This window comes from Parasphingopyxis sp., assembly GCF_052168295.1.
Classification (GTDB): Bacteria; Pseudomonadota; Alphaproteobacteria; order Sphingomonadales; family Sphingomonadaceae; genus Parasphingopyxis.
The window spans coordinates 284,325-306,548 of record NZ_JBQLZN010000089.1 but is presented as its reverse complement, the minus strand read 5'-3'; the positions used below and the strand labels follow the sequence as shown (position 1 = coordinate 306,548).

General features: G+C 64.6%; 24 protein-coding genes. 15 read left to right on the top strand and 9 right to left on the bottom strand.

Annotated elements, in window-relative coordinates:
- The first annotated feature begins 17 nt into the window (after window positions 1-17).
- Window positions 18-1,211, top strand: coding sequence for a fumarylacetoacetate hydrolase family protein (locus ACTS1Z_RS15795; RefSeq protein WP_442625432.1), 1,194 nt, complete (start codon window positions 18-20; stop codon window positions 1,209-1,211).
- Between the two features lie 24 nt (window positions 1,212-1,235).
- Here ACTS1Z_RS15795 and ACTS1Z_RS15790 read toward each other — a convergent pair whose 3' ends face one another.
- Window positions 1,236-1,817, bottom strand: coding sequence for a YqaA family protein (locus ACTS1Z_RS15790; protein ID WP_442625431.1), 582 nt, complete (start codon window positions 1,815-1,817; stop codon window positions 1,236-1,238).
- Window positions 1,818-2,008: 191 nt separating this feature from the next.
- On the opposite strand from ACTS1Z_RS15790, the gene ACTS1Z_RS15785 reads away from it, so the two are divergent.
- Window positions 2,009-4,843, top strand: a complete 2,835-nt coding sequence (locus ACTS1Z_RS15785) for a TonB-dependent receptor (protein WP_442625430.1) — start codon at window positions 2,009-2,011, stop codon at window positions 4,841-4,843.
- 14 nt (window positions 4,844-4,857) lie between these two features.
- Window positions 4,858-5,892, top strand: a complete 1,035-nt coding sequence (locus ACTS1Z_RS15780; protein ID WP_442625429.1) for a phytase — start codon at window positions 4,858-4,860, stop codon at window positions 5,890-5,892.
- Window positions 5,893-5,914: 22 nt separating this feature from the next.
- Here ACTS1Z_RS15780 and ACTS1Z_RS15775 read toward each other — a convergent pair whose 3' ends face one another.
- Window positions 5,915-6,448, bottom strand: coding sequence for a dihydrofolate reductase family protein (locus tag ACTS1Z_RS15775; protein WP_442625428.1), 534 nt, complete (start codon window positions 6,446-6,448; stop codon window positions 5,915-5,917).
- 116 nt (window positions 6,449-6,564) lie between these two features.
- The gene (locus tag ACTS1Z_RS15770) at window positions 6,565-8,121 is read right to left on the bottom strand and encodes an alanine/glycine:cation symporter family protein (RefSeq protein ID WP_442625427.1); all 1,557 of its coding nucleotides are present in this window, start codon (window positions 8,119-8,121) and stop codon (window positions 6,565-6,567) included.
- 177 nt (window positions 8,122-8,298) lie between these two features.
- On the opposite strand from ACTS1Z_RS15770, the gene ACTS1Z_RS15765 reads away from it, so the two are divergent.
- The 5 genes from ACTS1Z_RS15765 (at window position 8,299) to ACTS1Z_RS15745 (ending at window position 12,324) form a co-directional block, all read left to right on the top strand.
- Entirely contained in the window at window positions 8,299-8,637 is a 339-nt protein-coding gene (locus tag ACTS1Z_RS15765; protein ID WP_442625426.1) for a hypothetical protein, read from the top strand.
- Window positions 8,638-8,767: 130 nt separating this feature from the next.
- Complete coding sequence (locus ACTS1Z_RS15760; protein WP_442625425.1) at window positions 8,768-9,127, top strand: ArsR/SmtB family transcription factor; 360 nt, start codon at window positions 8,768-8,770, stop codon at window positions 9,125-9,127.
- On the top strand, window positions 9,124-9,693 hold the full coding sequence (locus ACTS1Z_RS15755) for an SRPBCC domain-containing protein (protein ID WP_442625424.1): 570 nt from the start codon (window positions 9,124-9,126) through the stop codon (window positions 9,691-9,693). Before ACTS1Z_RS15760 ends, ACTS1Z_RS15755 begins: the two co-directional genes overlap by 4 nt.
- Before the next feature lie 194 nt (window positions 9,694-9,887).
- Complete coding sequence (locus ACTS1Z_RS15750; protein ID WP_442625423.1) at window positions 9,888-10,439, top strand: DUF4287 domain-containing protein; 552 nt, start codon at window positions 9,888-9,890, stop codon at window positions 10,437-10,439.
- Window positions 10,440-10,542: 103 nt separating this feature from the next.
- Window positions 10,543-12,324 carry a cyclic nucleotide-binding and patatin-like phospholipase domain-containing protein gene (locus ACTS1Z_RS15745; RefSeq protein ID WP_442625422.1) on the top strand — a complete coding sequence of 594 codons (1,782 nt, stop codon included), beginning with the start codon at window positions 10,543-10,545 and terminating at the stop codon, window positions 12,322-12,324.
- Here the strand turns inward: ACTS1Z_RS15745 and ACTS1Z_RS15740 are convergent, their stop codons facing one another.
- The 6 genes from ACTS1Z_RS15740 to ACTS1Z_RS15715 all read right to left on the bottom strand — a co-directional run bounded on the left by ACTS1Z_RS15740 (window position 12,325) and on the right by ACTS1Z_RS15715 (window position 16,775).
- Entirely contained in the window at window positions 12,325-12,852 is a 528-nt protein-coding gene (locus ACTS1Z_RS15740; protein WP_442625421.1) for a DUF421 domain-containing protein, read from the bottom strand.
- A 24-nt stretch (window positions 12,853-12,876) separates the two neighbouring features.
- Window positions 12,877-13,662, bottom strand: a complete 786-nt coding sequence (locus ACTS1Z_RS15735; RefSeq protein WP_442625420.1) for a DUF1206 domain-containing protein — start codon at window positions 13,660-13,662, stop codon at window positions 12,877-12,879.
- 149 nt (window positions 13,663-13,811) lie between these two features.
- Window positions 13,812-14,651 (bottom strand): sterol desaturase family protein, encoded by an 840-nt coding sequence (locus ACTS1Z_RS15730; RefSeq protein WP_442625419.1) that lies wholly within the window; start codon window positions 14,649-14,651, stop codon window positions 13,812-13,814.
- Between the two features lie 176 nt (window positions 14,652-14,827).
- On the bottom strand, window positions 14,828-15,160 hold the full coding sequence (locus ACTS1Z_RS15725) for an ArsR/SmtB family transcription factor (RefSeq protein ID WP_442625418.1): 333 nt from the start codon (window positions 15,158-15,160) through the stop codon (window positions 14,828-14,830).
- A gap of 6 nt (window positions 15,161-15,166) precedes the next feature.
- A complete protein-coding gene (locus ACTS1Z_RS15720) occupies window positions 15,167-15,619 on the bottom strand; it encodes an SRPBCC family protein (protein ID WP_442625417.1) in 453 nt (150 codons plus the stop codon).
- Window positions 15,620-15,716: 97 nt separating this feature from the next.
- A complete protein-coding gene (locus tag ACTS1Z_RS15715) occupies window positions 15,717-16,775 on the bottom strand; it encodes a helix-turn-helix domain-containing protein (protein WP_442625416.1) in 1,059 nt (352 codons plus the stop codon).
- Window positions 16,776-16,991: 216 nt separating this feature from the next.
- Between ACTS1Z_RS15715 and ACTS1Z_RS15710 the strand changes: the two genes are divergently transcribed.
- The 7 genes from ACTS1Z_RS15710 (at window position 16,992) to ACTS1Z_RS15680 (ending at window position 22,212) form a co-directional block, all read left to right on the top strand.
- Entirely contained in the window at window positions 16,992-17,678 is a 687-nt protein-coding gene (locus tag ACTS1Z_RS15710) for a hypothetical protein (protein ID WP_442625415.1), read from the top strand.
- On the top strand, window positions 17,656-19,002 hold the full coding sequence (locus tag ACTS1Z_RS15705) for a DNA-packaging protein (RefSeq protein ID WP_442625414.1): 1,347 nt from the start codon (window positions 17,656-17,658) through the stop codon (window positions 19,000-19,002). Before ACTS1Z_RS15710 ends, ACTS1Z_RS15705 begins: the two co-directional genes overlap by 23 nt.
- Before the next feature lie 55 nt (window positions 19,003-19,057).
- Window positions 19,058-19,462 carry an MbcA/ParS/Xre antitoxin family protein gene (locus ACTS1Z_RS15700; protein ID WP_442625413.1) on the top strand — a complete coding sequence of 135 codons (405 nt, stop codon included), beginning with the start codon at window positions 19,058-19,060 and terminating at the stop codon, window positions 19,460-19,462.
- Window positions 19,459-20,157: an RES family NAD+ phosphorylase gene (locus ACTS1Z_RS15695; RefSeq protein ID WP_442625412.1), complete on the top strand. Its 699-nt coding sequence runs from the start codon at window positions 19,459-19,461 to the stop codon at window positions 20,155-20,157. Before ACTS1Z_RS15700 ends, ACTS1Z_RS15695 begins: the two co-directional genes overlap by 4 nt.
- A gap of 39 nt (window positions 20,158-20,196) precedes the next feature.
- Window positions 20,197-21,306 carry a phage portal protein gene (locus ACTS1Z_RS15690; RefSeq protein WP_442625411.1) on the top strand — a complete coding sequence of 370 codons (1,110 nt, stop codon included), beginning with the start codon at window positions 20,197-20,199 and terminating at the stop codon, window positions 21,304-21,306.
- A 190-nt stretch (window positions 21,307-21,496) separates the two neighbouring features.
- Entirely contained in the window at window positions 21,497-21,811 is a 315-nt protein-coding gene (locus ACTS1Z_RS15685; RefSeq protein ID WP_442625410.1) for a DUF6127 family protein, read from the top strand.
- Window positions 21,808-22,212 carry an HK97 family phage prohead protease gene (locus ACTS1Z_RS15680; RefSeq protein ID WP_442625409.1) on the top strand — a complete coding sequence of 135 codons (405 nt, stop codon included), beginning with the start codon at window positions 21,808-21,810 and terminating at the stop codon, window positions 22,210-22,212. The genes ACTS1Z_RS15685 and ACTS1Z_RS15680 overlap by 4 nt, the downstream gene beginning before the upstream one ends.
- Window positions 22,213-22,224 lie beyond the last annotated feature (12 nt).

Here is a 22,224-nt window from a genome sequence, read left to right as displayed (position 1 = left end):
GACAAGGGGGGATGGATATGGCGCGCAAGATCGGCGTCTGGACACTCGCAATTCTGGCAATCGCCGCGCTCACTCTGGCGGGGCTATGGGCGACCTCGCCCGACCCGCGCGGTAACCCGGCGACGTTCGAAGACACCGCGCTGACGCCCGGCATCCTGCCGCTCGACGAGGCAATCACGCTCGCGCAGACCGAGACGAGCGATGGCGCCATCGCGACATGGCTGGTTCTCGGCTTCGATCAGGAAGAAGCGACAGTCGTCGATATGGAGGCGCTGGGCGCGGAGCCGTCGAGCGATCCCTTCGCGGTGTTGGCAAGTGTCGACGATATCGATCTGGAGGCGCGCATCGCCGGGGGCGTGACGCGCGAAACCATGCCGATTGCGGACCTGCTGCCCGCTGCCGGGACGGGCGACCGCCATATTGCGACCGGCACTAACTTCCCCGAACATGCCGAGGAGGCGTCCAGCGAGGCCGTGTTCCGTTTCCCGAAATTTGGTACGGCGACGCCGGCGCGCACGACGGTGAGCGCCGATCCCGAGGTCATGCTCGATTACGAGATCGAGATGTGCATGATCTTCGATCGCCCGATCCGCTCGGTCGAGGATTTCGACGCGGCCGCGAAAGGCTTTTTCCTGTGCGGCGATTTCACGGACAGGTCGACGCTGATCCGTCTGATCGATCCCGACAATCTGGATTCGGGCCATGGCTTCAGCGATGCGAAAAGCGGCCCCGGCTTCTATCCGGCCGGGGCGTTTCTGGTGATCCCGCGCGACTGGCGCAGTTTCATAGCCGAAGAACGTATGACGACGCATGTGAATGGCGAACCGCGCCAGGATGCGCGTGGCGGAGAGATGACGCTGGATTTCCGTGAGCTGGCGGAACAGGCGCTGGCCGACATGGCCGATGCGCGTTTCCTGTACCGGGGCGACTATTACTGGCTGTCGCCCGAACCGGCGATTCTAGAGGGCATGACGCTGATGTCCGGCACGTCGGAAGGGGTGATCTTCACGCCGCCAACCCGCGCGGACATTATCGAGGGCGCGTTATGGCATCTCTTCTCCGGACGGCTGTTCGACGGCGAAACAGTCGTCTCGTCGATCATAGAGACCTTTATCGATAACGAGATCGAAACGGCGCATTTCCTGCAGCCGGGCGATACCGTGCACTATCGCTCCAGCTCCATGGGCGACATCGTTATCGCGGTCGAATAGGCGGCTGGCTGTCCAACGGCTGCGCTAGAACAGGTAACGCACCGCGACGAAGCCGCCGACGAGCAGCACACCGGCGAGCGCGGTCAGCAGGCCGAAATATTTCTCGATAAAGGCCTTCATCGGCTCGCCGAACTTCCAGAGCAAAGCGGCGACGAGGAAGAAACGCGCGCCGCGGGCAATGATCGCGGCCGGGATCAGGATGTGGAGCGGCAGGCCGGTCGCACCCGCAGCGATGGTAATCACCTTGAAGGGCAGGGGGGTGAAACCGGCTAGCAGCACGATGATCCAGCCCTGCTCGTTGAAACTGGTCGCAAAGCTCTCGAAGTCGCCCGTGTAACCGTAGAACTCAATGATCGGCTGGCCGACCGTCTCGAACAGGAAATAGCCAATCGCATAGCCGAGTACGGCGCCGAGCACCGAGGTGATCGTGCAGATCGTCGCGTAACGGAAAGCCCTGTCGGGCCGCGCCAGACACATCGGCAGCAGCATTACGTCTGGCGGGATCGGGAAGAAGCTCGATTCCACGAACGACACGCCGCCCAGCCAGCGTTCGGCCTGGCGGTGGCCGGCTTTCTCCAGCGTCCAATGGTAGAGGCGTTTGAGCATGGCCGGGCCTTATAGGGGGTATCTCTAAAAAGGAATCTTCTTTCTCGCGAAAGACAGATGATTGCCGCGAAAAGACAGCATCTCTCGCCTGTAACACTCTGTAATTGTTCGGTCATGCGCAGGTCATCGAAACGGCATCGAAGCGCAACGTTCGTCGCCTAGGCGCGGGGCACTCACAAAGGGGTGCATCCATGACCGATTCTCTGTTCGCGCGGCGCTCCATGCGCCTTCTCTCCGCTCTGGCCCTGTCGACGGCGATCGTCTCGCCGGCCATGGCCGGCATCATCGTCGGCACTGTGGTCGACGCGACCGATACGCGCGCGCTGCAATCGGCGCAGGTCCGCATCGTCGAGCTCGACCGCACGGCGACGGCCGGGCGTGACGGGCGGTACCGGTTCGCCGATGTGCCCGCCGGCAGCTACACGTTGGAGACACGCTATGTCGGCGCGGAGACGGTGAGGACGACGGTCACGGTGCCCGAAACCGGAACGGTTACGGCCAATATCGCGATCGGCATGAGCGACACGGAGATCCTCGTCATCGGCCAGCGCGCGAACCAGGCGAGCGCGCTCTCCCGCCAGCGCGAGGCGGACGGGGTCAGCTCGGTGCTGACCCGCGACGCGATCGGCCAGTTCCCCGACCAGAATGTCGCGGAGTCGCTGCGCCGCCTGCCGGGTCTCAACGTGCTCAACGATCAGGGCGAGGGGCGCTTCGTTTCGGTGCGCGGGCTCGATCCCAATCTCAACAGCTCCTCGATCAACGGGACGCGTATCCCGTCGCCCGAGGCCGATATTCGCGCTGTCGCGCTCGACGTGATCTCGTCCGACCTCATCGAATCGATCGAGGTCCGCAAGACGCTGACACCCGATATGGACGCGGACACGATCGGCGCCTCGATCGATATCCAGACGGTCGCTTCGTTCGACAGCCGCAGCGACTTCCTTTCGCTGCGCGCCGAGGCGAGCTGGAACGAGCTGGCCGATACCATCACGCCCAAAGCGAGCCTGGATTTCTCGACCGCCATTTCCGACAGTTTCGGAATTTCGGGCGGTATTTCCTATTATCTGCGCGAGTTCGAAACCGACAATGTCGAAGCCGATCCCTGGGTAACGGGCGATCTCGGCGAGGATTACTCCGAGGAAATCCAGTATCGCGACTATGACGTGGAGCGTGAGCGGATCAGCGCGTCGCTGTCGCTCGATTTCCGGCCCAGCGACAGCACGACGCTGTTCGCCCGCGGGATCTTCAGCCAGTTCGACGATCAGGAATTCCGTAGGCGCTTGCGTCTCGACTTCGGCGATTTCGACCAGGTGTCGGGCGGCGCGGGCGATCTGGTGACCTTCTCCGACACCGATGGCGAGCTCACCGTGCGCCGCGACATCAAGGACCGGTTCGAACGCCAGCGGATCGCGTCGATCAGTGTTGGCGGCGAAACGGAAACCGGCCCCTGGACCTTCGATTATCAGGGCAGCTGGTCGCGATCGTCGGAGCGGGAAAACGGATCGGTCGACCCGGCCGATTTCCGGCGCGATTTCGAGGACGACGGGCTGGTGCTGCAGATCGACAACAGCAATACCTTCATTCCTGCGTACAACGTTCTCGGCGGTTCCAGCCTGTTCTTCGATCCGGCGGAATATGAGCTCAACGATATCGAGTTCACGGCGCTGTCCGATTCCGTCGACGAAGAATGGATGGCCCGGTTCAACGCCGGTTACGTCATTCCGACGGACAATGGCGAGTTCACGGTGCAAGGCGGCGTGCAGGGCCGCTGGCGCGAGAAGACGTTCAACGGCACGATCGAATTTTACGAAAATGACGCGCTGACGCTCGATCAGTTCGTCGGCGTACCGTCGCTGCGGCTTGCCAATATCGCACCAGCCGCGGCGGACCGGCGGATCAGCAATTTCTTCTTCGCCAATCGCGGCGATTTCGAGCTGCAGGAGATCGACTCCCAGTTCGATTCCAACGTCGAGGATTATGCGAACCAGGAAGACATTTATGCCGGCTATCTGCTCGGCCGCTGGGACAGCGATACGCTGCGCGTGATCGGCGGCGTCCGCGTCGAGCATACCGAGAACCAGATCAACGCGAACACGACCGAGCTTATCGAGGAGGGCGCGACCTTCAACGGCATGGTGCTCGACGACGATATCGTCGTGGTGACGCCCAACAGCTTCTCGCGCAGCTATACCGACTGGCTGCCGAGCCTGAACATCCGCTGGGAGCCGATCGACAATCTCGTCTTCCGTGCAGCCGGCTATCGCAGCCTCGTGCGGCCCAATCTCGGCGATCTCGCGCCGATCTTCGCGGTCGAGCAGAATGACGATAATGAGCGCGAAGGCGAGTTCGGCAATCCCGACCTGCTGCCGTACGAAGCCTGGAACTTCGACGCGTCGGTCGAGTATTATTTCAGCTCCAACGGCGCGATCTCGGCCAACATCTTCTACAAGGATGTCGAGAATTTCATCGTCGATTTCTTCGACAGCGACGGCGGCACCTTCAACGGCATCGCCTTCGACGAGGCGGTGATACCCATCAACGGCGAGAGCGCGGAGATCTTCGGGTTCGAGTTCAGCTTCGCCCAGGCTTTCACTTTCCTGCCCGCGCCGTTCGACGGGCTGCTGTTCAACTTCAACTATACCTATACCGATGCCGAAGGGACGGTGCTGGACGAGGACAACAATCCGCGCGTCATCCCGCTGCCTGCGGCGTCCGAAAACACGTTCAACGCGGTGCTAGGATATGAGTCCGGGCCGTTCAGCATCCGCCTCGCGGGTACCTATCGGGACCTCTATCTCGACGAGCTGGGCGCGACGGCCGATGCCGACCGCTATGTGCAGGATCATTTCCAGCTCGATGCCAGCGCACGGTTCACCGCGACCGAGAATCTCCAATTCTTCTGGGAATGGATCAACATCACCGACGAGCCCTATTTCGCCTATCAGAATTTCAACGGGCAGCGGCGGCTGTTGCAATATGAGGAATATAACTGGACGATGAAGTTCGGCGCACGGCTGCGCTTCTGACAGGGGTTTCCGCAATGCGATCAGTCATTTCCGTTGCTGCGTCCGCAGTGCTGCTCGCCGGTTGCGAGACGATCCCGCAGCCCGATCCCGCGCGCGGCATTCCGGTGACGGCGAGCGCGCAGACCGTGCCGGTCGCGAGCACGGACGATGCCGCGGACGACCCGGCGATCTGGGTGAACAGGGCGAACCCGGCGGCGAGCCTGATCGTCGGCACGGACAAGCAGGCCGGCTTGCATGTCTACGATCTGAGCGGCGCGGAGCGCAGTTTCCTGCCGACGGGCCGCGTCAACAATGTCGCGCTGCTCGACGGCGTTACCATCGGCGGTGAGGAAACAATCCTTGTCGCGGCCAGCGATCGCGAAGATCCGTTGACCGCGCATGTTTCGCTCTTCCGGCTCGATGGCGAAAGCGGCGAACTGACGCCGATCGGCCGCGTCGAAGCCGGGCCGGGCGAAGGCTATGGCTATTGCATGGCGCGCAGCCCGGACGGCGTCGTGCACAGCTTCCTGAACACCAAGGAGGGCACGATCTACCATCAGCGGCTGGACGTCAGCGACGGGGTTCGCGTGCTCGGCACGCGCACGATGACCGTGCCGAGCCAGCCCGAAGGCTGCGTCGTCGACGCACGCAACGGGACGCTCTATGTCGGCGAGGAGGCGGCGGGCGTCTGGCGCTTCGATCTGGAGACGGGCGAGGGCGAACTGGTCGTGCGGGTCGCGCCGGGGCAGTTGGTCGCCGACGTCGAGGGCCTGGCGCTGGCGCCGTCCGGCGAAGATGGCGGCTATCTGATCGCATCGAGCCAGGGCGATCATGCCTTTGCCGTCTATCGGTTGCCCGATCTCGGTTATGTCGGCCGCTTCTACATCGCCGATGGCGAGAGCATTGACGGCGTTACCGAGACCGACGGCATCGAACTGAGCCTTGCGGACTTCGGCCCGGCTTTCCCGGCCGGTCTTTTCGTCGTCCAGGACGGCCACACGCCCTCGCGCCGCCAGAATTTCAAGCTGGTGGATTGGGAGCGGGTGGTCGACGCGCTGGGGCTGGATTGAGAGCGGCTGCCTGCCGCTCGTTTCAACCGCCCAGCGCGAATTCCTGAAATAGCATGCCGTCCGGGTAAAGTTTGGACTGCCTGAGTTCGGCATCGCATCCCGGCGCATGATCGCCGAAAAGCCGTGTTCCGGACCCGAGGAAGATCGGCGCGCGCTTCAACCGCAGCAGATCGACCAGCCCCTCCGACAGCGCCCAGCCGGCAAACTCTCCGCCGCCGCACAGATAGATCGGCCCGTCGCTGCTGGACTTGAGCGCGGCCACATGGTCCCGCGCATCATGCCGCACGATCTCCACGTCCGAGTCCTCGGGCAGGGAGAGGCTCTGCGAAAAGACCAGCGTGCGCATATGCGGATAGGGATTGTCGCCGGGCGCAAGGCCGAAATCATAGCCGAACTCATACGTCGCGCGCCCCATGATGGCGCAAGCGTACGTCTTTAGCCGTTCGAAATAGTCGTCGACCGCCGGGCTGCTTTGCGGAAATTTGGAGATATCGGCGTTGGGGCCGGCGATGAAGCCGTCCGCCGACACCGCGACGTCATAGATGATGGGTTGCATGGAACCCTCCTGCAAAAGTGATTGCGCATGGTCGTGCGCTGGACCGATTCTGACCGGTTACTGGATCACTGGCAGGATGCTCCTTCTTCCTTCGTGTCGGGATGCAGTGACGCGCCCTAATGCCCGGGCGCGCCGCTCACCTCCTCTTTCAGCTCCTTCGGCGTTTCGCGGCCGTGATCGGTGCCGGCGGTCCGGTTGCCGGCGGCCAGCGCGAAGATCACGCCGGAGAGCGCCATCAGCGCGACGATATTCGGCAGCGCCATCGCGGCGTTCGAAATGTCGCCGAGCCGCCAGACCAGCTCCAGCGGCACGAACGAGCCGATGAAGATCACCAGGCACCAGAGGATCCGCCATACGAGGTGCAGCTTCAGCTCGCCGGCTCGCGTCGCGCCCGGAAGCTGGTCGTACAGATAGGTGATCGCGCGCTCGCCATAATAGCTCCATGTCAGCAGCGTCGTGAACACGAACAGCAGCAGAGCAATGGACGCAATCAGCGTGCCGATCGGGATGCCGAGCACCTCGAGCGGGAAGGCGGCCGCATAGGCCCCGGACGTCATCGCAAAGCCCTGAAGGTCGGACTGCCAGGCATGTTCGACGGCGATTTGCTGGCCTTCGACCGTGGCGGTGAAATCGCCGCCGACCGTCAGCATCACGAGTGCCGTCATCGTGCAGATGACGATGGTGTCGATGAACGTCCCCATCATCGCGAAGCGGCCCTGGGCGGCGGGATCGTTGGTCTGGGCGACGGCATGGGCGATGGCGGTCGAGCCCTGGCCTGCCTCGTTGGAGAAGAGTCCGCGGGCGACGCCGGCGCGGATCGCCATGATGATCGCCGCGCCGAGGAACCCGCCCGATGCCGACTGCGCGTTGAACGCGCCGTCGAAGATACGGCCGAAGGTCTCGGGCAGATATTGGGCGTTCAGGATCAGCGCGATGATCGCCATCACGATGTACAGCCCGGCCATGAACGGGACGATCGTCTCGGCGACCTTGCCGATCGACTTGATGCCGCCGATGATCACGATGAATACGGCCAGCGCCGCTACCAGTCCACCGATCCATTCGTCGACGCCCGTCAGCTCGTTGACGCTATCCCCAAAACTGTTCGCCTGGATCGAGTTGCCGGTGACGAGCGCGGAGAACAGCGTGCCGAGACAGAACAGGATCGCCAGCCATCTCCATTTGGGGCCCAGGCCATAGGTGATGTAGCTCATCGGTCCGCCGCGATAGACGCCGTCCTCGGTCCGCTCGCGGAACCGCACGGCGAGCGAACCCTCGCCGAACGCCAGCGCCATGCCGAACAGCGCGGTGATCCACATCCAGAAGATCGCGCCCGGCCCGCCCAGCGTGATCGCCGTCGCCACGCCGACGAGATTGCCGGTGCCGACCTGCCCCGAAAGCGCGGTGGAGAGCGCGGCGAACGGCGAAATCTCGCCTTCGCCCTTCTTGTCCGATTTCCGGAAGATGCCGACCAGCGAGCTGCCGAGCTTGCGGATCGGATAGCCCTTGAGGCCGGCCATCATATAGAGGCCCGCGCCTAAGAGAATCACGACCATCGGCGGAACGAGCAGCACTTCTTCGCCATTCCACGTGCCGCCCCAGATGAAATCGCTGACATTGGTGATCGGCGCTATCCACGCCTCCAACCCCGAAACCGGTGCGTCCGCCGCCATGAATATACTCCCCTCTTACGCTGTTGCCGGGCAGCATTAGCGGAAGCGCGCGCGATGTAAACGCGGCTAGCTGCGCCGATTGACCGGAATCAACGGTAGGCGGGGCGATGGCGCTATTTTTGTGCAGAGCTTGCCGGACAGGCGAGCCGCGATCCGTCATTGATCAGGAGGGAATCGATGCATGACGCTCTCAAAACCGCCGCCGCCGCTATTTTGGCCGGCGCCGCCATGATCCCCGTCTCGGCCGGTCACACCCAGTCGACGACCTGGTTCGTCCATTCCAACTGCAATGTCAGTCCCTGCGTGATGGGCGTTGCGGACCAGAACTATGCGACGCCCGGCAATGCCCGGTGGAACGAGGGCTGGCGGCGCATGTCGCAAGGCTATTCGGACGGCGCCCAGGCTTGGCGCACGGCCTGCCGCTGGCATTATGGCCGGGCGGGCTACACCGCGCCGGATATTGCATCCGGCACGTTCAGCTGCGCCAGCGTATGTGACAACGGCACCTGCCAGTAAGCATCGCGCCTACCGCCCGAAGGTGGCGGGCAGAGCCAAGGAGATTGCGATAATCGGCCGAAAGCCGCGCGACGGATGGCCCGCGGGACTGGGCGATTGACTCCACCGAAATATGTAATAAAGTAATTACATGATTACTGATTCGGATATGGACGCGGTCTTCCAAGCGCTCTCGCATGGCGTGCGGCGGACGATCCTCGATCTGTTGCGGGAACGGCCGGGGCAGGGGGTCGGGGAGCTGGCCAAGAGCTTTGACGTCAGCCGGATCGCGATCATGAATCACCTGGCCGTGCTCGAAAAGGCGGGCCTCGTGATCAGCGAGAAGGACGGGCGGGTGCGGCGGCTCTATCTGAACGCCGCGCCGATCCAGATGATCCATGACCGGTGGACCGACGAGTATAGCGCCTTCTGGGCGGGCCGGGTCACGGGTCTCAAATATGCCGCCGAAGCCGCGGCGAATAACACGAAAACAGGAAAGGACGGGACATGACGAGCACGACCGGGGACACGCCGATGCCGCAATCGGGGACGGCGGAACGGGCCTATTACAAAGTCATTATCGAAGCGCCGATCGAGACGGTGTGGAACACGCTGGTGAAGACGGACGAGGTTCTGCCCTTCTTCTTCGGCGCGGTGTGCCGGACGCCGAACGGCCTTGCGCCGGGCGAGCCGATGGCGATGCAGTCGAAGGACGGCAAATATACGAGCGTCGTCGGCACGGTGCTCGAGTTCGATCCGCCGCATCGCTACGCGCACACGATGATGTTCACGAATATGGACGATCCGCCGAGCACCGTGATCTACGAGCTGAAGGAAGTCGACGGCGGCACCGAGTTCACGCTGATCACGGAAAATGTGCCGGCCGGAACGAAAACCGAAAAGTCGATGGTGCAGGGCGGGCCGTTCATCACGGGCAATCTCAAATCGCTGGTCGAAACCGGCAAGCCGCTGATGAGCGGGCGCATGGTCATGCTGCTCGGCCCGGTCATGGGGCTGTTCACGCCCAAGGTGAGCCGGAGCGAGAACTGGCCGTTCGAACGTATCCGGGGGATGTAGTTTGTTCGTCAGAATTTTCCTCACGGAAAATCGCGGCACCGGCCCGCTCCCCCTCCCGGCCCCCCATTGAGTGTACCCTGTTGGGAGGTCGGGAGGGGGAGCGGGCCGGTGCCGCGCTCGACCGTCAGGTCGAGTCTGACAGAAAACTCCCCAAGCAAACAACAAACTGGAAACGAGAACTGGGAGAGAAACAGATGGCGACACCGGAAGAACAGGTGGCATCGATGATCGCGAACATGCCGGAAAAGACGGGCAAGCCGCTCGAAGACTGGCTGGCGATCATCGCGAAAAGCGGTGCGGAGAAGCATGGCGAGATCGTCAAGATGCTGAAAACAGACCATGCGATGGGCCATGGCTTTGCGAACCTCGTCGCGCATAAAGCGAAAGAGGGCGGCGGCGAGACGGACCTGGTTGCCGCGCAATATGCGGGCCCGAAGGCGGAGCTGCGGCCGATTTACGATGCGATCGCCGATTTCGTGGCACAGCTCGGCCCGGACGCGGAGCTCGCGCCGAAAAAATCCTATGTGAGCCTGCGCCGCGCCAAACAGTTCGGGCTCGTGCAGCCGAGCACGAAGACGCGCGTCGATCTCGGCATCAACCTGAAGGATGTCGCGCCCATCGGGCGGCTCGAAGCGTCGGGCAGTTTCAACGCCATGGTCAGCCATCGCATGCGGCTCGAAAGCGTCGCGGATTTCGACGACGAAGCGCGCGACTGGCTGCGCGCGGCCTATGACCGAGCCGGGTGAACACGCTTTTCGCCTCTTCCCAAAGCTCCACAAAATCCGCTAGATAGCGCGTACGCGACGACCGGCGGACGTCCGCCGGTACGCGCGAACAGGGGGCGAGCATATGGCGGACGATTTTTCGCAGGTCGAAGCATTTGCCGGGCTGGACGAGACCGGGCGCCAGGCCCTGCGCGATGCGGCGGAGCTGACCGCGATCAAGGGCGGCGAATATCTGGTCCGCTACGGCGAAGAGGCCGATGCGCTCTATCTGGTTTCGACCGGGCGCTTCTATGTGCAGCTTTCGAACGGCCGCGTCGTCGCCGAGATCAGCGCGGGCGAGCCGGTCGGCGAACTGGCCTTCTTTTCCGGCGGCACCCGCACGGCCGATGTCCGCGCGAGCCGCGACAGCACGGTCTTTCGTCTGACGCGCGAGGCCTATGACGCGGTCGTCGAAAAATATCCGGAAATCGCGGATTCGATCCTCGCGACGGTATCGGCGCGCCTCGCGCGCACGACCGCATCGTCGCGCGCGATGGAGGCGAAGCCCGGCAAGGTCGTCGCGCTGATCCCGGCGGCCGCATCGCAACTGCCCGAAGGCTTTGCCGAACGCCTCGGCGCGTCGCTCGCCCGGCACGACGAGACGCGGATCGTCTCGCTGGCCGACAAACCGGACGGGGTGAATGCGGAAGGGGAGGCGCTGGGCCGCTGGCTCGGCGAACTCGAACGCAGCGCGCGGCGGGTCATCCTCGTCGCCGGGGGCGAACGCGAATGGGACCGGGCGATCGCCCGCAACGCCGACGATCTTGTGCTCGTCGCGCCGCTGTTCGAGGAGCAATGCGAGCGCTCCGAGCTTGAGGATTATGCGATTCCGCTGTTCCTGCGCGCGAACCGGACGCTGATCCTCTGGCGCGAGCGCGAGGCGGAGGAGATCACCGGATCGGGCCGCTGGCTCGACAGCCGCAATGTAAAGCTGCACCACCAGGTCCCGCTCGACAGTGACGCGGCCTTCGCGCGGGTCGGGCGTTTCATGGCCGGGCGGGCGAACGGCGTCGTGCTCGCGGGCGGCGGGGCGCTGGGCTGCGCGCATGTCGGCGTGATGCAGGCGCTGCTCGAAAACGACATTCCAATCGATTTCTATGGCGGCACGAGCGCGGGCGCCGCGATGGGCGGCGCGTTGGCGCAGGGGCTGACGCCTGAAGAGACGATCGTGCAGATGCAGGACATGTTCATCACCAAGAAGGCGATGAAACGGCTGACCGTGCCCGTGCACTCGATCCTCGATCCGAGCGTCTTCGACGAGCAATTGGAGCTCAGATATTCGAACAAGGATATCGCCGACCTGCCCTATAATTTCTTCGGCGTATCGACCAATCTCTCGACCAACGGCGTCTATGTGCACCGGCGCGGGCCGCTCTGGCATGCGGTGCGCGCATCGGGCTCGCTGCCGACGATCCTGCCGCCCTTCATTACGCGCGAAGGCGATATTCTCGTCGATGGCGGCGTGCTGGACAATATTCCGGTGACGATCATGCGCGAGGCGAAGGCCGGGCCGAACGTCGTCGTCTCGCTGCGGTCGGACGCGGGCGAAGAATGGCGGCTGGATACCAAATACCGCTTCCTGCGCTCGCGCGGGAAATTGCTTTCAGACCTGATTTTCCGCCGCAAGCCCAAGCATGAATTTCCGAGCATCGTGGAGATCATGTCGCGCTCGATGGTCGTCTCCAGCGCGAGCGCGGTGCGCGACAATCTGAGCCAGGCCGATGTGCTGCTGCTGCCGCCGATTCCCGAAACGATGAAGATTCTCGACTGGCATCTCGGCCGCGATCTTTCCGAATCCGCGCGCGAATATACGACGCAGAGGATTATCGAGCAGCAGGAGCTGGCCGATATGAAGGACGCGCTCTAGCTAGTCGGACCGATCCGTCGTCACGCCGGTCAGCAGCCGGTCTTCGAGCGTATCGCCGTGCAGAACGGAGATATCGCCCGTTGTTTCGAGCACAACGGCCTGCACGGCATCCAGCTCCAGTACGTTCGCCTCGCGCATCTTGGCCCAGATATCGTCCTCGGACACGCGCGCCTTCTCCATCGCATCGCGGCAGAAGTCGCCATTGCCGAACAGCAGGACGGGATTGTTGGACATCGCCGCGTCCGCCGCGTCACTCGCCCGCCGCAGCCAGGCGAGCAGCGCCTGGATCGCGAGGATGGCGAGGATCGCGAGCGAGGACTGGGCAAAGGCCGGCCATTCGCTGGTGACGGCGGCATTGGCGAGCAGCGATCCTATCGCGACCGTGATCACGAAATCGAACGCAGTCATTTTGGAGAAGGACCGCAGACCGATAACGCGCACGGCCACGACCACCCACACTACCGTGATCGGGCCGAGAAACAGTGATCGCGTGACCAGATCGAGCGTCGCGTCATTGTCGAAAAACATGATGCCTCCCCTCCGTGCGTCCGCTCAGCCCTTGAGCCGCGCGATGACATCGTCGTCCCGGATCGTACGGTAGCGCGCCATGACGAGGCTGAAGATACCGAACAGCACCAGGCCGACAGCGACGACTATATAGAGCCATTGCGGATCACGCAGCGCGTTGAGCACCTGGCCGATCCCGCCGACTTCGGCGGCGCGGTCGCTCAACGCCGCCGACGTCACTTTCCAGCCGAGGACAGTATAGACGACCGCCCGCGCCGCATAGCCGGCGCGCCCGAGATGCTTGGCGCGGTGCGGCGCATCGGCATCGAGCAGGTGCATGAACTTGGCGGTGGAGGCTTTGACCGCCTGGTTGAGCCCGGCCAGCAGGAAACCGATTCCGATCACGGCGAGGATGATCTCGCCGGCCGGGAGCGACAGGACCCAGCTCGCCGCCGCCTGGCCGCCGCCCGATCCGCTTCCCGAGCTCCCGCCGCCGAGGGCCTCGCTGATCGCGAACCAGGCGAGGTAGAGATGGGCGAGGCCGCTCGCCGCATGGCCGATGCGCTTGCCGATACCCTTGGCGTCCGTCCCGTCGCCCTGGATGTCGATCGCCGCGCCGTACAGGCGGAAGACGCCGTAGCCGGCAAGGCCTATGCCGACGAGCGCCAGCAAGATCGTGCCGGCGGGCGCCTGCTTGATGCTTTCGAGCACATCGGTCGTGCCCTGCGATCCGGCCGTGGAGAGCGCGAAATAGCCGAGCAGGATATAGACGATCCCGCGGGCGAGATATCCGATACGGGCGAAATTCTGGACGCGGACGACGGCGTTCATGGGGCACATTCTCCTGTTGTTATTACTAACAAGCAGCGAGGGCCGCTTTCGGTTCCGGTTATTGGCGAGTTTATGTGCGCGGCCGATATGCCCGGACGAAAAAGGAAGCGGACGGGCTGTGCGGCCGCCCGCTTCGAGGGGAGTAGGGGTCAGCGCGCGGCGGCGAGATCGGCCTGCGCGTCCGCCGGTTGCCGCTCGGGCTTTCTCACCGAGGCGGCGAAGGCGGTTTCATATTCGGGCGCTTCGGTCTTCATGACCCGGTCCCAGAATCTGAAGTAGAAACCGTAGTTGCGGTTGAAATTGCCCGAATGGTGCAGGTCGTGATGCGTCGTCGTGCAGATCCAGCGCGTAAGCGGGGTTTTCAGCCACCAGCGCGCGTGCAGCTCGAGCCCGGCATGGCCCATCGCGTTGCGGACGATCATCAGCGCGAGAAAGGCGGTGATCACGCTGACCGGCGTCGGCACGAAGAACAGCCAGAGCGGCATGAAGGCCATCATCACCAGCGCTTCGGGCACGGCGAAGGCATAGGCGGCGAAGGGCGTCGGCGTGACCGAGCGGTGGTGGAAGCGGTGAAAAGTCTTGAACAGCTTCGGGTGGTGCATCATCCGGTGCGTCCAGTAGAAATAGGCGTCATGGCCGATCAGGATAGCGGCGAAGAGCGCGAGATCGATGACCAGCCCGTAGCTGCCACGGATATCGTAGAGGATGCCCATCTGCTCGGCCGCGACGATGAAGATGCCGGTAAACACGAAAACCGCGCAGGTGCGCAGCGAGGCGAAGAATTCGCGGCGATAATCGGCCGAACGCGCCACGCGTTTCTGGATCTGGCGATAGGCGCCGCCGCTGCGCTTCGCGATCCAGACGATCGCGGCGATGACGGTCGAAGCGATCAGGTAACGGCCGAAATCGAAGGCGATCATGTTCGGGATATGCGAGATCCCGACCTGGATCGGCTCCGGCAGAAGGGCGAGTATCGGGTCCAATGGCATAGCGGCTCTCCGGTGCGTGAATGACGCAGCCCGTGTGCCGCAATGCGCGGCGTCTTTCTCGCCACGCTCGGAACCAGACTAGCCGGATTCCGAAATCGGCAAGGCAGAAAGTGTTGGAATAACAAGATGATCCGGCCGCGGGGCTATCGCACCGGCTTTCTTACGGGTGCGCGACCTCAACCGTCGCCGTCGTCCGCCGCGCCCTCGACGATCCGCCGGAGATTGGCGAGGCTTTGCGTCTGCCGGTCGGCGAAGCCCTCCATCCAGCCGGCGCGGATGGCGGCGATCGGCTCGGGATTGAGCGCGTAATTGTGCGTCTTGCCATGGCGGAAGGCGATGACGACGCCGCATTCGCGCAGGATCCTCAGATGCCGCGAGATCGCCGGGCGCGAGACCGCTTCGAAGCGCGCGGCGATGTCGCCGGCGGCGAGCACGTCGGTCTCGAGCAGCAGGCTCAGTATCGCGCGCCGCGTCGGATCGGCGATCGCGACATAGGCGTCGCGCACCATCCGCCGCTAGCCCTCGGCGGCGGCGCGCAGCGCCTTCAGATGCTTGATGTCCCAGCCGCCCTCATAGCCCTGGAGATTGTCGGCCGCCTCGGCACCCAGCCGCTCGAAGCCGTGATGGAACAGCTCGACATGGGTGCCGCCGTACAGCGCGGTCAGCCGGATCGTCCAGAAGGTCGGCACCGGCCATTGATGGGGCGGCGCCCACTGGCTTTCGAAGCTGATCTCGCGCTCGGGCTCGAAGACGAGCACTTCGCCGCCATAGCCGCGCGTCTCGCCGTCGATTTCGAGCGTCATCTCGACGCGGCCGCCGACCCGGCATTCGAAACGCTCGATATGATGGCCGAGATCGAGCCAGCCTGCGATCCGCTCCGGCGTCTCGAATTCCTGCCAGACGCGCGCCGGCGGCGCCTGGATGAAGATGCTGCGCCGGACGTGCAGCGCGCCGATCGCCATGCCCATAGTCCCTCTCCCTTCTACCCGTAACGAATCGGTTACGGGTTGGATCGGTATATACCCGCGAGCGTAGACTGGCAATCGGAGAAGGGCAGGGCGCGGTTCAGCCGCCCAGCTTCGCCGCGCGATACTGGCTCGGCGTCTTCCCCTCGGCTTCGCGGAAGGCGCGGTTGAAGGGGCCCAGCGAGCCGAACCCGGCGTCGAGCGCGATGGTCAGGATCGGCACGTCGCGCTGCTCGGGATCGGCGAGCGCCGTGCGCACCTCGTCCAGCCGGTAGCTGTTGAGGAAGGCGGCGAAGTTGCGATGGCCGAGCTGCCGGTTGATCAGGCGGCGCAGCCGATATTCCTGCGTGCCAAGGCGATGCGCGAGCGCGGCGATGGTGAGGCCATCCTCGCGCCAGGCGAGTTCGCCCGTCATATGCGCATCGAGCTTGGCGGCGAGTTCGGTATCGAGTTCGGGCGTCTTCTCGTCCCCGTCGCTGGCCCGCTGCGGCGCGCCGAACAGATCGGCCCGGTTCGTCGCCATGATCGCTGTCGCCGAGGCGAGCGCGAGGAGGAATATGCCCAGCACCAGCCAGGATCGCGCGACGCTGGGCGAATAGAGAAAGCCCGGCCGCATGCCGATTTCGACGGTGAGCACAAGAACGATGTAGAGGCCCGTTGCGCCGATGCCCCAGGTACGCAGCCGCCGCCGTTCCTCTATCAGATCCTCGCCCCGGCCGCGCCAGGCGACGTAGAGACCGGCCACGGCCAGGCCTATTGCCGACGCTCGCCCGGCGGCGCCGCTCGGTATGATCCAGGCGTCGACATCGTTCCACAGCATCCAGGCATGCCAGTGCATGAACGCGACGGAGAGGGCGACGATGCCCCAGCTGCGCCAGCCCGGCCGTTCGTCGCCGAACCAGGCGCGGGCGAACAGCCAGAAGAGACCCGGCGCCGCGTTGGAGCCTATCTCGAATATCCAGTCGCCGAAGGCGGGCGGACCGTCGATCCCCGTAACCCGGTTGGTCGCCACGATGTGGCAGATCACGGTGAGGAGAAAGAGGATGCCGATCCGGCCGGCCGGCGCATGCCGGTGATCGCGGAACAGGACCAGAATCATCAGCAGCATGATCCCGATCGCCCCGCCCTTGACGGCCAGATTGAGTTCCTCCCAGGTCATGAGGGACTGGTTGTCAGAGAATGGGGAAGGGCGCAATCCCGCGGACGCAAGCGGCTTTGGAACGTCGACGAGCAGATAAAATAACCAGATCGGTAAAAATATCTTGACAGCGTAACGCTGTTTCGGTACAAAGGGCCAAGATCGAAAAATGTATCCAGCCGGGGCGCGAAGGCGTTTCCCGGCTTTTGTTTTGGTAGCGTACGGCGGTTAGAGCATATGCGGACATCGAAGAGCGCGGCGAAGGGAAGGGCTTGCCCGTTCACGCCCGAGCGGCGTCGCGAGTTTCTCGGTTATCTGGCCGAGCGGCCGAATGTCGCCCGCGCAAGCCGGAAGACGGGCATCAACAGTGCGACGGCCTATTACTGGCGCGACAAGGACCCGGACTTCCGCGCCGATATGAATGCTATTCTGGGTGGCATCACCGTGCTTGAAGCGCGCTATATGCAGCGCAAGGGCGGTGCGGCCCCGGCATTCATCCGCCGCGGCCATAACAGCCCGAACGACGCCGATATCGAGGCCTTTCTGGATACGCTGGCGGAAACGTCCAATGTCTCGGAAGCGGCGCGCCGCAATGGATGGACGACGAAGCCCTGGTACGAACTCCGGCGCAGGAACCCGGCCTTCGCCCGGCGGTGGCTGGAGGCGCTCAGCGAAGGCTATGAAGAACTGGAGATGGAAATGCTGGCCCGCGCGCGGTTCGGCATATCGAAGCGGGCTGACGAACCGGCTTTCAACGAGGCTGTATCGCTGCGCCTGTTGATGGCGCACAAAAATGCGGTTGCGCTCCAGCGGGCCATACGATCCGGCCTGGGTGTCGAGGAACTTCGCGACCGGTTGGACCGGAAGATCGCGCGGGTGAAGGAAAGCCTCGAAGCGCATCATGCGTCCGACGGCGATGGATGATATCGACCCGTGTCTGGCCGCTCTGGCCGGCCTCTCGCATGAAGATCGGCGGCGCTTTCTCGATCTGCTGGATTACGAGGAAGCGGCCGCCATCGAGGCGTCATGGGATATCTGGGGCCGGACGACCCAGAAGCCGCCCGATGGCGACTGGCGGATATGGATGATCCTTGCCGGGCGGGGTTTCGGCAAGACGCGGGCCGGGGCGGAATGGGTGCGCGCGGTTGCGATGCAAGACGGATCGGCGCGCATCGCGCTGGTCGGCGCAACCGCGCATGAGGCGCGCAGCGTGATGGTGGAGGGCGAGAGCGGTCTGCTTGCGGTAACGCCGCCGGATGAAGACATTTTGTGGGTTTCGTCGCTGCGGCGGCTGGCTTGGCCGAACGGCGCGCGCGCCACACTCTATTCGGCGGCGGAACCCGAAAGCCTGCGCGGGCCGGAACATAGCCATGCCTGGTGCGACGAGATCGGCAAATGGCGGGACGGCGAAGCGGTGTGGGACAATCTGTTGCTCGGGCTGCGGCGCGGCGATGATCCGCGTGTCTTGGCGACGACCACGCCGCGGCCGGTGGCGCTGGTGAAGCGGCTGGTTCGGGAAACTGAGACCGGCGCAGGCAAGACCGTGATTGCGCGGGGTCGAACGCGCGACAATCGCGCGCATCTGGCACCGGGTTTCGTGCCGGCAATCGAGGCCGCCTATGGCGGCACGCGGCTCGGGCGGCAGGAACTGGACGGCGAGCTCATCGAGGATGTCGAGCACAGCCTCTGGCCGCGCACGCTGATCGAGACATGCCGTGTGGATATGGCGCCGGAATTGAAGCGCATTATCGTCGCGGTCGATCCGCCGGCGGGCGCGGGCGCGCATTCGGACGCCTGCGGGATCGTCGTTGCCGGGCTGGGTGCAGATGGGCACGGCTATGTGCTCGCCGATGCGAGCGTACAGGGCGTGCGGCCCGAAGGCTGGGCCCGGCGGGTCGCCGAAACGGTGGAGGAATGGAACGCCGACCGGGTGATCGCGGAGGCGAACCAGGGCGGCGAGATGGTGCGCAGCGTGTTGCGCGTGGCGGAGCGGAACCTCCCGTTGCGTCTCGTCCACGCTGCGCGCGGCAAAAGCGTCCGCGCCGAACCGATAGCGGCTTTCTACGAACGCAGAGAGGTGCATCATGTCGGCGCATTCCCGGCACTCGAAGACGAGATGGCGGGCATGACGATCGACGGCCGCTACGAAGGCCCCGGCCGTAGCCCGGACAGGGCAGACGCGCTGGTCTGGGCGCTGACGGAATTGTTGCTGGGCGGCCGAGGGGAGCCTGCGGTGCGAAAATTGTAACGGTTTCTTGAAAATATTGCCATATGGCGCTAAATATTATGTCAGAAGGCGATATATGGCGCGTGCATTGGCAATAGTTGACGACCGGACAGACGATGGCGATCGGCTGGATGCGGTCGCGGTCAAGGCGCTGGTGCGGCTGTTCGGTTTCTGGAAGGCGCGCATTGCGGATGCGTCGCGGCTTGCGGGCGTCGGTGCGCGGACTTTCAGCCGGATGCGCGCGCAGAATTGGGACGGAGTGCTCAGCGAGGATCAGCGGCTCCGCGCGAGCGCGTTGGTGGGCCTCTACAAGGGCCTGCACCTCTATTTCGGTGAGGAATTGGCGGACAAATGGGTGAAGATGCCCAATGACGGGCCGCTGTTCGGCGGACGCACGCCGCTTGCCTACATGCTCGAGGGCGGGCTGCCGGCGATCCTCGAGGTGCGCGATTATGTCGACGCCTTGCGCGGGGGGGCGTGACCGCACTTTCGGCCGATGCGGTGCCCGTCAGCGCGATCGTCCAGCCGCTGACCGTTCGCCTGATCCCGACGCGCCATTTCGCGCCGCCCGTGCTTGGGCCGCTCGTCGATACCGAGGAAGAACAGGAATTGCTGGCCGAGCTGGAAGGGCTGACCAACCGGCGGCTCAAGGCCGAACGCGGCAACGTCCCGGCGATCCGGCGCGAGGAGCTGGTCTATGACCGGGCCGGGCAGAGCTATGTCAACGCCGCCTTTGCGCACAGCCGCAAGGGCGGCAACCGGTTCAACGACGAAGCGCGCGGCGCCTGGTATGCGGGCTTCGACGTGCGCACCGCGCTGGAGGAGGTCGCATTCCACCGGACTCGCGAATTGGGTTACATCGGCCATTTCGAGGATAGCTGCCGATACCGGGCGCTGCACGCATCGTTCATCGGGCGGTTCCACGATCTGCGCGGTGTGGAGCCGCCGCCCGCGTGCCTCGATGCGGATATCGCGACCGGCTATCCGGCCGGTCAGGAACTGGCGGCGGCGCTGATCGAACGGGATTCGCGCGGGCTCGTCTATCCGTCCGTGCGGTATGAAGGCGGAACCTGTCTGGTCGCGTTCCAGCCTGGCGTCATCCAGGATGTCGTGCCCGGTGCCGAATGGGAATTGCGCTGGGATGGATCGCCCGACTGGAAAGCGACCACGGTCTGATCTGCGGGTCCTCGCGGCCCTCTACATGGGAAATATCGTATGAAACTCTTCGGATGGAAGTCCGGGCGTGCGTCCGCACGTCCGGCATTGCTCCGCGCGCCATGGGGTGCGGTCACGATTGGCGATTGGCCGCGTGGGTACGAGGCGCAGGTGCGCGGCGGCTATGTCGAAAATCCGGTGGCGCAGCGCGCGGTGCGGCTCGTCAGCGAGAGTGCGGGCGCGGCGCCACTGGCGGGCGGGGAACGGGAAGTGCGTCTGTCTGTCGCGGACTCGGCCGGCCAGCCCTTGATTGAGACGGCGGCCGCGCATCTGCTGCTGCACGGCAACGCCTATATCCAGATCCTCTGCGATGCTGACGGCGCGCCGGCCGAGCTGTTTGCGCTCCGCCCCGAGCGGGTGACGGTGGAGCCGGACGCGCAGGGCTGGCCCGCCGCCTATCTCTATCGCGCGGGCGAGACGGCGATGCGTATCGAGGCAAAGGACGGCACCGGCAAGCCGGGCCTGATCCATATCCGCGCCATGCATCCGCTCGACGATCATTACGGGCTCGGTGCGCTGGGCGCGGCGGCGGGCGCCATCGCGATCCACAATGCGGCGACCAAATGGAACAAGGCGCTGCTCGACAATGCGGCGCGGCCCTCGGGCGCACTCGTTTACGATCCGGGCGAGCCGGGCGCGGCGCTCTCGGGCGAACAGTTCGACCGGCTGAAGGCAGAGATGGAGGCAGGCTTTCAGGGCGCGGCCAATGCCGGCCGCCCGATGCTGCTCGAAGGCGGGCTGACATGGCAGGCGATGAGCATGACGCCCGCCGACATGGATTTCGTCGGGCTGAAAGCAGCCGCCGCGCGCGAAATCGCGCTGGCCTTCGGCGTGCCGCCCATGCTGCTCGGCCTGCCCGGTGACAACACCTATGCGAATTATCGCGAAGCAAACCGCGCGCTCTGGCGGCTCGGGGTTCTGCCGCTGGCGAACAAGATACTGGGCGGCATCGCGCGCGGCCTTTCCGGCTGGTGGCCCGATGCGGCGCTGTCGGTCGACCTCGATCATGTGCCCGCGCTCGCCGAGGATCGCGAAAAGCTCTGGGCGCAGGTCAGCGCTGCAGACTTCCTCTCGCCCGAAGAGAAACGCGCGATGCTGGGCATAGACTAAATCCTCCCCGAGAGAATCTCGGGGAGGGGGACCGCGGCGCGCAGCGCCGTGGTGGAGGGGCTGCGCGGAGAGCCACCGGATAACACAAAAGGTAAATGGCGGAGTGCCCCTCCGTCTCAGCGGCCCCTTGCGGGCCGCTCACGGGCTGCCACCTCCCCACGTTTCGCGCGGGGAGGATCTGGAGAATCACATGACCGAAAACGAAGAGATGCTCGTCCGGCTGGTCGAGCAGCTGTCGCAGAAGGGCAGCGACCTGGTGACGGTGCGCGCGGTGATCGAGGAGGCGAGCGAGCTGGGCGCAACCCATGCGCTGCACGAGCTCGGCCTCGGCGATAAACATGCGCGCAAGGATCTGGACGAGTTGCGCGAACTGCTCGGCGCCTGGCGGATCGCCCGGCGCGGGGCGCTGCGCACGGCGTTCGGCTGGATCGGGAAAGCCTTGCTGGCGCTGGTCCTGCTGGGCCTCGCCGTGCGCTTCGGCCTCGTCGATTGGCTGGGCCGATGAGCCTGCGCTTTGCGGGTTACGCGGCGATCTTCGATCGGCCCGATCGGGGCGGCGATGTGATCCGTGTGGGCGCGTTCAAGCGGGCACTTGAGAGTTTGGGAGGGCAGGGACGGGACGTCCCGCTGCTCTGGCAACACCAACGCGGCCGGGTCATCGGCCGGATCGAGACATTGGAGGAAGATGCGCGCGGCCTGCGCGTGATCGCGACACTGGACGACGCCAAGCTGGCGGCGGCCCTCGAAAGCGGCGCGCTCGGCGGCCTGAGCTTCGGCTACCGCGTGCGCGATGGCCGACCAGGCAAACGCTCGCTGCGCGAACTCATCGATCTCGATCTCGTGGAAGTCAGCCTGGTGACGATCCCGATGCAACCGTTGGCGCGGGTGCATGCGGTGGCCGGTTAGTTCCATTTTAGC